Origin of the sequence: Streptomyces sp. WELS2 (assembly GCF_013870595.1) — a bacterium.
Taxonomy (GTDB): Bacteria; Actinomycetota; Actinomycetes; order Streptomycetales; family Streptomycetaceae; genus Streptomyces.
In genome coordinates this window covers 1-10,592 of the sequence record NZ_JACBWZ010000155.1, presented here as the reverse complement: position 1 = coordinate 10,592, position 10,592 = coordinate 1, and the positions used below count along the sequence as shown (strand labels likewise).

The following is a 10,592-nucleotide window of genomic DNA, read 5'->3' as shown; positions in this document are numbered from 1 at the left end:
ACGCGGCCGGCGGCACACCGTGCGTGGCCGCGCACAGCACCACCCGCGCCCTGTACTCCGCGTACAACGGCCGCCTCTACCAGGTGAAGCGCGCTTCCGACGGCGCCACGCGGGACATCGGCGCGCTCGGCTCGGGCGGTTACGCCGACGCCGCCGCGCAGGACTCCTTCTGCGCGGGCACGAGCTGCCTGATCACCGTCATCTACGACCAGTCCGGGCGCGGCAACCACCTCACCCAGGCGCCGCCCGGCGGCTTCCAGGGTCCCGCCGCGGGCGGCTACGACAACCTCGCCGAGGCGTCCGCCGCGCCGGTCACCGTGGGCGGCCACAAGGCGTACGGCGTCTTCATCGCGCCCGGCACCGGCTACCGGAACAACAACACCAACGGCATCGCGACCGGGGACCAGCCGGAAGGCATGTACGCGCTCCTCGACGGCAGCCACTACAACGGCGGTTGCTGCTTCGACTACGGCAACGCCGAGACCAACAGCCGGGACAACGGCAACGGCACGATGGAGGCCATCTACTTCGGCAACAGCAAGACCTGGGGCTACGGCACCGGCAACGGCCCCTGGGTCATGGCCGACCTCGAGAACGGCCTGTTCTCCGGGGTCAACCGCGGCTACAACGCCAACGACCCCAGCGCCGGTCACCGGTTCCTCACCGCCGTCGTCAAGGGCGGCCCCAACCACTGGGCGATCCGGGGCGGCAACGCCCAGTCGGGCGGCCTGTCCACCTACTACGACGGACCGCGCCCCAACGCCTCGGGCTACAACCCGATGAGGAAGGAAGGGGCCATCATCCTCGGCATCGGCGGTGACAACAGCAACGGTTCCGCCGGCACCTTCTACGAGGGCGTGATGACGTCCGGCTACCCGTCGGACGCCACCGAGAACGCCGTACAGGCCAACATCAACGCGGCCGGGTACACCGCCTCCCCCGTGGCGGGCGCGCCCGCCGTGGGGTCCAGGGTCTCGCTGCGGGCCACCACCTCCTGCTGCACGGCCGACTACCTCCGGCACGACACCGCCGACAACAACGCCGCCATCGGCGCGGTCTCCTCGGCCAGCCCGTCCGCCGACAAGGCCGCCGCGACCTGGACCGTGCGCGCCGGCCTGGGCGACGCCTCCTGCGTCTCCTTCGAGTCCGCCGACAAGCCGGGGCAGTACCTGCGCCACTACGACTTCCGGCTGCGCGTCGACACCATCGACAGCAGCGCGTTGTCCAGGCTGGACGCCACGTTCTGCCCGCAGCCGGGCCACAACGGCCAGGGCGTCTCCCTCCGGTCCGCCAACTACCCCGGCGACTTCGTACGGCACTACGAATACGGCGTCTACGTCGCGAGCCACGGCGGCTCACACGCCTGGGACAACGCCACCGCCTGGGCCGACGACACGAGCTGGGTCGTGACCTCCCCCTGGGCCTGACGCCCGCCTCCCGGGCCTGATGCCCGCCACGCGACACCCGCACTCCGGCCGTGCCACCCACCCCGGTGGCACGGCCGTCTTGTGTGCTCGTATTCGACGCGGGTGACAGTTTCGCTTACCCGCCGATCGGCCCGGAAATCTCTGCCGCGCTCATTGTGGTCGCCGTGCGGTGTTCCTAGCATGGGAGCGCTCCCATAGCAATCCGCCCGCCCTCCTTGCTCCTTGAGGCGACGGCCGGTCCCCTCCGTCCCCGGGGGACCGGCCGTCCGTGGTCGTGGCTCGGGCAAGGCGTCGCTCAGCGGTGGAACAGGGTGACCGGGACGGCGTCGGCCAGGGCCTGGTACCCGGCCGGGTTGAGGTGGAGGTGGTCACCGGTGTCGTAGGCGGGCAGCAGCCGGCCGGGGGCGTCCGGGTCGCGGACCGTGCGGTCGAAGTCGATGACGGCGTCGAATCCGCCGCCGGTGCGGATCCACTGGTTGACCTGCTGCCGGGCCGACTCGTGGGTGCCGGCCGGGTCGTCGTAGCCGTGGCCGCCGAAGGGGGTGAGGGTGGCGCCGTAGACCCGGATGCCCTGGGCGTGGGCGCGGGTGACGATCTGCCGGTAGGCGCCGATGAGTTCGGCCGCGATCCGCCGCGCGTCCGCCGGGGAGGTGCCGGCGGTGCCGATGTCGTTGACGCCCTCGAAGACGATGAGCCGGTCGACGCCGCTGCGGGCGAGGACGTCCCGGTCCAGCCGGGCCAGGGCGTTGGGGCCCAGCCCGTCCCGCAGGACGCGGTTGCCGCCCGCCGCCTCGTTGACGACGGCGATGTCCGCCGTGCCGGGGTGGGACGCCAGCCGCGCCCGCAGCCGGTCCGGCCAGCGGTCGTTGCCGTTGGTCGTGGAGCCGCGGCCGTCGCTGAGCGAGTCGCCGAGGACGACGGTGGCCGAGGAGGTGTGCCGCGACCACACCTCCAGCCCGCTCAGGAAGTACCAGTGGTCGACGGTCGTGGCACCGGCCAGGTCCGCGTCGTCCAGGTGGTCGCCGGCGAGCAGGTAGGACGTCGTGCGGGAGCCGGGGTGTGAGGTGATGGCGGTGGAGGCCTGCCCGTGCGCGAGGTACAGCGTCACGGTGAGGTTGCTGCCCGGCGCCACGTCGAAGTCCAGCGGATCACTGACCGCCTGTGCCCCCTGGGGGATGTCGAAGCCCGGCTGTCCGCCGAACGTCACCGGCCGGGAGCTGCCCGGCACGATCGCGCCGACGCCCGCCTTGCCGTCGGCCGGGCGGGCCACGGAGACGGCGGTGACGGGCAGGTCGGCCCCGCCGAAGGCGTTGGACAGCCGCAGCCGTATGCGCTTGCCGCCCGGCCCGACGTGCACGGTCTGCCGCAGGGTGGCGTTGTCGAACACGCGGTCGCTCTGGGTGAACGGCGCCGGGGGCATGTTGCCCGGCTCGGTCAGCTGGGGCATGGACGCCCAGGTGTCCGTCCACCGTCCGCTCCCGGCCGTCATGGCCGCGGGCCGCGCGGGGGCGGCCACGCCGCTTCGCGGGCCGTCGGCGCCGGGTGACGAGTGGGGGGAGAGGCCCACCGTGGCGGCGATCGCCGCGGCGGCGGCCACGAATGACGCTGCTCGCTTCATGAGAAGGTTCCTCCGACTGGTCAGGTTGCTGGGCTGGTGGGTGTCAGGCCCGCTCCGCCACCGGGTGCGTGGCCGTGCCGGAGCCGGGCTCCGGGCCGGAGACCGCCGCCACCACGGCGTCCGCCTCCGCGTCCGGTTCGGGCAGGAACAGGCCCAGGCCCGCGTAGACGGCGAGCGAGGTGACCAGCGGGGTGACGACCACCGTGGTCTGGGAGGCGCCGTCCAGGCCGTACTTGACGAAGAAGTAGCCGCCGAGACCGAGCGCCCACGACGTGAGGGCCGCCCGGGGCCCGCAGCGCCGGAAGGCGGGCAGCAGCCCGAGCAGCATCGGAATGGAGATCGGGCCCATGACGGCCGCGACCATGCCGACGATGATGCCGAGGACCCCGCCGAAGTGATCGGCCTCGATGGCCACGACCATGGAGACGGTGATGAAGGCGACCGTGACCACACGCGCCGCCCGCAGTCCGCGCTCGGTGCCCACCTCGCGGAAACCGGGCAGGACGGCGGGCAGGATGTCCCGGGTGACCACCGCCGAGATGGCGTTCGCGTCCGAGGAGGCCATGGCCATGGTGTGCGAGAACATGCCCGCCAGGGTCAGCCCCACCAGGCCCGTGGGCAGGTACGACCGTGCCATCAGGGCGTAGGTCTGCTGCGGCTCGGCGATGTGCGGCATCAGCACCGGCGCGGCGACCGCGGGCAGCAGCAGTACGGCCGGCCACACCAGGTAGAGGGCCGCCGACAGCCCGGCCGAACGGCGGGCGGAGCGTGGCGAGTCGGTCGCCATGTACCGCTGGGCGAGATTCCACATGCCGCCGTTGTATTCGAAGAGCTTCACGACGACGTACGCGGTCAGGAAGCCCGCCGTGTACGGGCCGACGAGGGGGTCGGTGTGCCCGGGCGGCAGCCGGTGCCACAGCGTGCCCAGGCCGGACACGCCTCCGAGCCGGTCGAGGACGACCCACATCATCGACAGCGCGGCCACGCCCTGGATGACGAACTGCCCGAACTCGGTGAGCGCGTCCGCCCACAGCCCGCCGACCGTGCAGTACAGCAGGGTGACGACGCCGGTCAGCAGGATGCCGTCGGTCATCGGCATACCGGTGAAGACCTTCAGCAGCACGGCCACCGAGGCCCACTTGGCGGCCACGTCGAAGACCTTGAGCAGGGCGCCGCTCCACGCCAGCGCCTGCTGGGTGGGCAGGTTGTAGCGGCGCACCAGGTACTCCAGCGGGGAGGCGACCCGGTAGCGCTCGCGCAGCCGGTTCCACCGGGGCGCGAAGAGCCAGGCGCCGACGCCGGTGCCGAGGGCGAGCGGCAGGAAGGCCCACACGTACACGGTGATGCCGTAGTCGTAGGCGACCGCGGCGTACGCGACGAAGACGGCGGCGCTGTAGCCGGACATGTGGTGCGAGATGCCGGTCAGCCACCAGGGCATCCGGCCGCCGCCGGTGAAGTAGTCGGACACGTCGTCGACACGCCGGTGCGACCACAGGCCGATCAGGAGCATCACCAGGAAGTAGGCGCCTACGGCGGCCCAGTCGAGCCAGTGCATGGGAGGACCTTCTTGTCGTGAACGGCGGTAAGAAGTACGGACGTCGGCGGACCAGGCGGGGCGGGCAGGGGTCCGCCGGGGGTCACCAGCGCGGTGACTTCTTCTCGTACGACGGGTCCAGCCGGCGCATGTACCCGGTGTCGTCCCGGTTGCGCAGGCCGCAGCGCAGGTACTGCTCGTGCAGCCGGGCCAGCGCGTCACGGTCCAGTTCCACGCCGAGGCCGGGGGAGCGGGGCACGGCGACCGCGCCGGCGCGGAAGCCGAGCACGCCCGGGACGATCACGTCCTCCGCCGGGTCCTTCCACGGCCAGTGTGTGTCACACGCGTAGGTGAGGTTCTCGGTGGCGGCGGCCAGGTGTGTCATCGCGGCCAGACTGATGCCGAGATGGGAGTTGGAGTGCATGGACAGGCCCATGCCGAAGGTGGCGCAGATCCCGGCGAGCAGCTTGGAGCGGTGCAGGCCGCCCCAGTAGTGGTGGTCGGACAGGACGACCCGGACCGCGTCGTCGCGGACCGCGGAGGGCAGTTCGTCGAAGGCGACCACACACATGTTGGTGGCCAGTGGCATCGGGGCCTCCCGGGCGACCCGGGCCATGCCCTCCTGGCCGGGGGTCGGGTCCTCCAGGTACTCCAGGACGCCTTCCAGCCGGCGGGCCACCTTCAGCGAAGTCTCCACGGTCCAGGCGGCGTTGGGGTCCAGGCGCAATGGGACGCCGGGGAACGCCTCGCGCAGCGCGAGAACCGCCTCCACCTCCTGCTCGGGCGGCATCACACCGCCCTTGAGCTTGATCGCCCCGAAGCCGAACCGTTCCACCATGCGCCGGGCCTGCGCCACGATGCCGTACGGGTCCAGGGCGGGTCCCCACTCGTCGGGCTCGTGTCCGGGATGCGCGGCCCACTTGTAGAACAGGTAGGCGCTGTACGGGACTTCGTCACGTACGGCACCGCCGAGCAGATCGCTGACGGGACGGCCGGCGGCCCGGCCCTGGATGTCCAGGCAGGCCACCTCGAACGGGGAGAACACCCGGTCCACCGTGCTGCTGGTGGTGATCATGCCGGTCAGGCCATGGCCGTCGCCGCCGCGGTCGTCGCCGATCAGACCGGCGATACGGCGGCGCATCGGGCCGAGGGCGTGGACGTCCATGCCGGTGATGGCGTCGGCGGCCGAGCGCAGCCGGCGCAGGTGCCCCTCGTCGGCATAGGTCTCGCCCAGCCCGGCGATGCCCTGGTCCGTCGTCACCTCGACCACGGCGCGCAGGGCGTAGGGTTCGTGGACACCGACGGCGTTGAGCAGGGCGGGGTCCTTGAACGCCACCGGTGTGATGTCGACACGGCTGATCCGCAGGTCCGCGCTCACCGGATCGCCTCCCCCCTCGCGATGATCTCCTCCGGTTCGGCGAGATGCCCGGGCGCCGGATCGGTCAGCGGTGGACGCACGCCCCCCACGTCGAGGCCGCGCAGCCGGACGGCCGCCTTGGTCCCCTCGGCCGTGGGCATCCCGTCGGAGGACTGGAAACCGCGTCCGCCGGTGGCCGGGTCCGCCCGGACCGCGGTCACGGTCCGGGCCGGCGGGTCCAGGTCACCGGTGCCGTCCTTCAGACCCGCCATCCGTGGCGGGCGCGCGACTTCCACAGCCGCAGGGACGTCGAACCGGGCGGTGCCGCGCCGGCAGAGGATCACCGGCAGGGAGCCGGCGATCGCCTCACGCCCATGGGCGACCAGCCCGGCGGGCGGTCCCGTGACCAGGTACGGCGGCATCAGCGACAGCCCGCCCGCTCGGGCCTCCTCGGCGGCCCGCGCGTGCGCCGAAAGTTTCGCCGTGTCTACCGAACCATCTTCCGTGAACGGGGTGACGGGAAAGAAGAGAACGCCCTTCAGCACGCTGACCTCATCCGGTGACTGTCACATATGTGAATGGCCGTCATGATGACGAATGGCGTGAGGGAATGTATGGTCAACGGCCGAGCCGGGTCAAGGTGTGTGCAGCGCCCATCTGGGCTGGCGGGCGCACACCCTGCGGTCGCCCGGATCGCAATCGGCCGAACGTCCAGCGAAACTTTCGAATCCGAGGGCGGCAGATTTATCAATCTATATGTTATTTAGCTCGCATGGGTGATAGCGGCATCATGCCCGTTTTCCGCACGTCCGGACGGGGATTCCCCGGATGGAGGGGCAGTGCCGGACAGGCTCCGTGTCCCCGCCGGGAGACTCGCCGAGGAGATGGCTCGATGAGAATCGGAGAAAAACGCCGGTTTCGGCGGGATCCCCTGGAGTGCATCGACACCCTGCGCCGCCGCAGCGGGACGGAAGTGTTCCGGCTTCCCCATGGCGGCTATTGCGTCGCGGACTCCGACCTGGCGCAGAGCCTGCTGCGCAGCCCGGCGTACAACACGGGGAAGTCGGGATTCTTCGACGAACTGCTGCCCACGCGACACGCACAGGTCGAAGTCGGCCACGCGGTGCGGAACTTCCTGCGCGCGGGCCTGCCGAGGTACCGCGCCGAGCTGACCCGGGCGGTGACCGCGCTCCCGGCGGCCGGCCGCTGGCCCGCCGCCGGCGATGCGCTGGTGCACCGCTGCCTGGCCGACCTGCTGCTGCACCCCGAAAGTGCCGCCCGGACAAGCGGGTTGACCGATCAGGCGATGCGTGGGGGAGTGGTGTTCCACGCACCCCGGGCCTGGCGGCGAGCGCGGGCCGAGTTCCTGCGGGCCGGGCTGCTCACCGCCCTGACCGAGGAGGTACGACACCGTCGGCGGCACCCCGCCGGCGAGCCGCCCCGCGATGTGCTGGACGCCCTGCTCGGCGTATGTCCTCCCGCCGAGGTGACCGACCGGACGCTGGCCGGGCTGCACTTGATGATGTACCGGGCGATCGTGGTGCCCATCAGCGCTTCGCTGGCATGGTCGGTACTGCTGGGCTGCCTGCACCACACGGCGGACACGCCGTGGCCCTGGCCCGCCGACCAGGTCGTGCGGGAGGCACTGCGGCACCGCCCGATTCCCTGGCTGCTCGGCCGCACCGTCCCGCACGCCGTCGAACTCGGTGGCGTCGCCTTCCGGCCCGGCGACCTCCTCTCCGTCAGCCCGTACCTGATGCACCACGAGACGGGCCGCTGGACCGACCCCTACGAGTTCCGGCCCGAGCGCTGGGAGGAGCCGGGCGAACACGGCTCCTACGTACCGTTCGGCGCGGGCCCCTACATCTGTGCCGGCGCGGCGGTGGCACAGACGCTGCTGACCGAGTCGCTGACCGCGCTCACCCGCGACGCCCGCCTGACCGTCACCGGCGGCGACACCCGCGCGGTCATCTCCGAAGGCAATGTTCCGCGACCGTTCATGCTCCACCGCACCCCACGCCACGGGGGAAGCGAGCACGACAGGGAAGGGAGGTGAGCAGCCATGGCCGCATCGATGCGACGCATCTTCAGCAACAAGCCCGCCCGCCGCTGGTACTGGTACTGAGCACCACGGCGATGACGGCCCGGAAGCCGCTGCGGCTTCCGGGCCGTCCCGAGCCCGGCAGGGAGCCGCGTGCGGCACCCGGTTCACCGGTCCGGCGGCTCGAAGGCGGGTCCGGCGGACCGGTGTCGGTCTCCCCGGCCGATCGCGGCGCTACCTCCCGGCGGGTTCGACCGGGGTGCGCAGAGCGAGAAGGGCGACGTCGTCGTCGTTGTCGACGGGGCGGACCCGGCGCAGAAGGTGGTCGGTGAAGGCAGCCAGAGGGCGGTGGGCGAGGGCGGCCGCGTGCTGACGCAGCCGGCCCAGACCCTCGTCCAGGGAGTGACCGGCTGCTTCGATGAGGCCGTCGGTGTACAGCAGGAGGGTGGATCCGGGAGGCAGCACGGTGGTGGCGTCGGGGCGGGACTCCCGGACTCCGGTGCCCAGCAGGATGGCGTGGCCGTCGGTGAGGTAGCGGGTGAGGCCGTCCCTGGTGATGAGCAGGGGCGGTGGGTGGCCGGCGTTGGTCCAGCAGAGCTCCCAGTGGCCGTCGCCGATCGCGTCGAGGCGGGCGAAGATCATGGTGGCCATGGGCACGTTGGTGATGTGGGTGACGGCCTCGTCGAGCCGTTCGACGATGCGGCTGGGCGGATCCTGCTGGGACCAGGCGTAGGCGCGGAGCATGTTGCGTACCTGGGCCATGCCGGCGGCGGCTTCGAGGTCGTGGCCGACGACGTCTCCGATGGTCAGGGCGGTGGCCTTGTCGGACAACTGGAAGGCGTCGTACCAGTCGCCGCCGACCTGGGAGGCGTCGGGTGCGGGCAGGTAGCGGGCGACCATCTGCGGCCCGCCCAGGACGGGCAGCCGGGGCAGCAGGTGGTTCTGCATGGTCTCGGCGACCTTGCGCTGGCGCTGGTAGAGGCGTGCGTTGTCCACGGCGAGCGCGGCACGGCGTGCGATGTCCTCGATCAGGGGGAGGTCCGCGGTGGTGAAGTCGCCCGTCTGGTCGGCGCGGCCCAGGGTGAGGGCCCCCAGCACCTCCCGGGCGCTGCGGAGGGGGACGATGGCGGCGGAGCGGATGCCGCTCGCCTCGAAGAGGCGGCGCTGCTCGACGGCGATGCCGGAATCCGGAGTCTGCCGGTAGGTCTCGGGGCCGGCCACGGTCGAGGCGACCCCGCGCAGTGCTCTGGACAGGGGCATGGGGGACTGCTCCGGCACCGGGGGCATGGGCCCTTCGAGTTCCTCGTGGTGTTTCAGGGTGTGGCCGTCGGCATGGACCACGGTGTTGCGCCACACCTCGTCACCCTCCGTGATCAGATCGATGATCACCCAGTCCGCCAGCCGGGGCACGACCAGTCCCACGAGCCGGCGCAGGGCCTCCTGGACGTCCAGGGTGGAGGTCAGCTGTGTCGTGGTCTCCGCCAGCAGGGCCAGACGTTCGAGTTCGGTCAGCGGCTCCGGCCGCAGGACGGCCCCCTGCTGCCGCCGGTCGCACGCCGGTCGCCGGTCGGTGTGGAAGACCACGAGGGTGGCGGCTTCGGAGCCCTGGATGTCATAGGGGGTGACCAGCCAGGAGACCGGCAGCAGGGAGTCGTCGCCGCGCGAGAACCAGTCCCCTGCCGCCTGCGCCGGGTTCCTGGCGTGGAACGCCAAACGCATGCTGCACCGGCTGGTCGGCATCGGCTGGCCGTGGGCGTCGCGGTGGAGCAGATCGTGCGCGTCCCGCCCGACCAGCTCCTCGGCCGGCCGGGCCAGCAGTTCTTCGGCACGCGCGTTGACCGCGATGATGCACCCCTTGTCATCCACCACGTACGCGCCCGCACCGATGGCGGCCAGTGCCTCCGCCAGCGCGGTGTCCCCCGCTCCAGGGGACCGCCGGCCGACACTCCTGATGCTGTCCGGCTCCACCACGGTGTGTGCCTCCCTCATGACCGCCGGCCGTGCTGTTCGCCGGCGCGCTCGTGCTCTCCGGCATTTCTCTTCCCCGAGTGCCCCGATGTACAGGCAAGCCGGCTCCCCCCGGCTTGCCGCCGTCAGCTGCGCATGTGCGCCGGCCGAAGCCCGGTGTGGTCATGAAGGCCGGCGGATGTCGACGTAACGTGGGGGCCACTGTACGGCGAGTGGCCCGTAGCCGCCGACGTGCTGGTCAGGGCGCGTCGCCGGAGTAGTGGAAGCGGCAGCCGACGCCGGGCCCGGAGGTGCGGGGCTCGCCGGGGCGCGGGTCGTACAGGGCGCGGCCGCCGGGCCACCGGGAGAGTTCGGTGGCCAGGGCGACCCCGTCGTCGACTTCCTCGGCCCGCCACCCGTGGATGTCCAGCAGCAGGCCGTCCAGCGGCCCGCCGACCAGTTCGGCGTAGGTGCGGTGCGGGAGCGGGCCGGGGTAGGGGTCGTCGTGGTCCGCGCCGTAGACGCGGCGGTTCAGCAGCTGCTCGTCTCCGTTCACCCGACCAGCTTTCCATCCGCCACCGACAACCGGGCGGGGCCGGCGGACCCGGCCCGCGGTGCGGACCGGATCCCGGTGTGCTGCGCCTGGCCGGAGCGGCGGCGGTGCGTCT

8 protein-coding genes are annotated in these 10,592 nt (G+C 72.0%); 2 read left to right on the top strand and 6 right to left on the bottom strand.

The window, feature by feature from the left end; genetic code table 11:
• A partial coding sequence (locus H5J33_RS12520) for an alpha-L-arabinofuranosidase B (RefSeq protein WP_181794977.1) occupies positions 1 to 1,427 on the top strand: 1,427 nt, incomplete at its 5' end.
• A 295-nt stretch (positions 1,428 to 1,722) separates the two neighbouring features.
• Here the strand turns inward: H5J33_RS12520 and H5J33_RS12515 are convergent.
• The 4 genes from H5J33_RS12515 to H5J33_RS12500 all read right to left on the bottom strand — a co-directional run bounded on the left by H5J33_RS12515 (position 1,723) and on the right by H5J33_RS12500 (position 6,481).
• Positions 1,723 to 3,045, bottom strand: coding sequence for an SGNH/GDSL hydrolase family protein (locus H5J33_RS12515; RefSeq protein ID WP_181794976.1), 1,323 nt, complete (start codon positions 3,043 to 3,045; stop codon positions 1,723 to 1,725).
• A gap of 43 nt (positions 3,046 to 3,088) precedes the next feature.
• Positions 3,089 to 4,600 carry a sodium:solute symporter family protein gene (locus H5J33_RS12510; protein WP_181794975.1) on the bottom strand — a complete coding sequence of 504 codons (1,512 nt, stop codon included), beginning with the start codon at positions 4,598 to 4,600 and terminating at the stop codon, positions 3,089 to 3,091.
• 82 nt (positions 4,601 to 4,682) lie between these two features.
• Positions 4,683 to 5,957 (bottom strand): glucarate dehydratase family protein, encoded by a 1,275-nt coding sequence (locus tag H5J33_RS12505; protein WP_181794974.1) that lies wholly within the window; start codon positions 5,955 to 5,957, stop codon positions 4,683 to 4,685.
• Positions 5,954 to 6,481 carry a hypothetical protein gene (locus H5J33_RS12500; RefSeq protein ID WP_181794973.1) on the bottom strand — a complete coding sequence of 176 codons (528 nt, stop codon included), beginning with the start codon at positions 6,479 to 6,481 and terminating at the stop codon, positions 5,954 to 5,956. Before H5J33_RS12500 ends, H5J33_RS12505 begins: the two co-directional genes overlap by 4 nt.
• 347 nt (positions 6,482 to 6,828) lie before the next feature.
• Between H5J33_RS12500 and H5J33_RS12495 the strand changes: the two genes are divergently transcribed.
• Positions 6,829 to 7,992 carry a cytochrome P450 gene (locus H5J33_RS12495; protein ID WP_181794972.1) on the top strand — a complete coding sequence of 388 codons (1,164 nt, stop codon included), beginning with the start codon at positions 6,829 to 6,831 and terminating at the stop codon, positions 7,990 to 7,992.
• A gap of 219 nt (positions 7,993 to 8,211) precedes the next feature.
• Here H5J33_RS12495 and H5J33_RS12490 read toward each other — a convergent pair whose 3' ends face one another.
• Both H5J33_RS12490 and H5J33_RS12485 read right to left on the bottom strand, forming a co-directional pair.
• The gene (locus tag H5J33_RS12490; protein ID WP_181794971.1) at positions 8,212 to 9,966 is read right to left on the bottom strand and encodes a SpoIIE family protein phosphatase; all 1,755 of its coding nucleotides are present in this window, start codon (positions 9,964 to 9,966) and stop codon (positions 8,212 to 8,214) included.
• A 217-nt stretch (positions 9,967 to 10,183) separates the two neighbouring features.
• A complete protein-coding gene (locus H5J33_RS12485) occupies positions 10,184 to 10,480 on the bottom strand; it encodes a hypothetical protein (RefSeq protein ID WP_181794970.1) in 297 nt (98 codons plus the stop codon).
• Positions 10,481 to 10,592 lie beyond the last annotated feature (112 nt).

Excerpts from the sequence above, each read along its gene's own strand:
- H5J33_RS12515 (WP_181794976.1), bottom strand. The coding sequence starts at position 3,045 with ATGAAGCGAGCAGCGTCATTCGTGGCCGCCGCCGCGGCGATCGCCGCC.
- H5J33_RS12510 (WP_181794975.1), bottom strand. The coding sequence starts at position 4,600 with ATGCACTGGCTCGACTGGGCCGCCGTAGGCGCCTACTTCCTGGTGATG.
- H5J33_RS12495 (WP_181794972.1), top strand. The coding sequence starts at position 6,829 with ATGAGAATCGGAGAAAAACGCCGGTTTCGGCGGGATCCCCTGGAGTGC.
- H5J33_RS12490 (WP_181794971.1), bottom strand. The coding sequence starts at position 9,966 with ATGAGGGAGGCACACACCGTGGTGGAGCCGGACAGCATCAGGAGTGTC.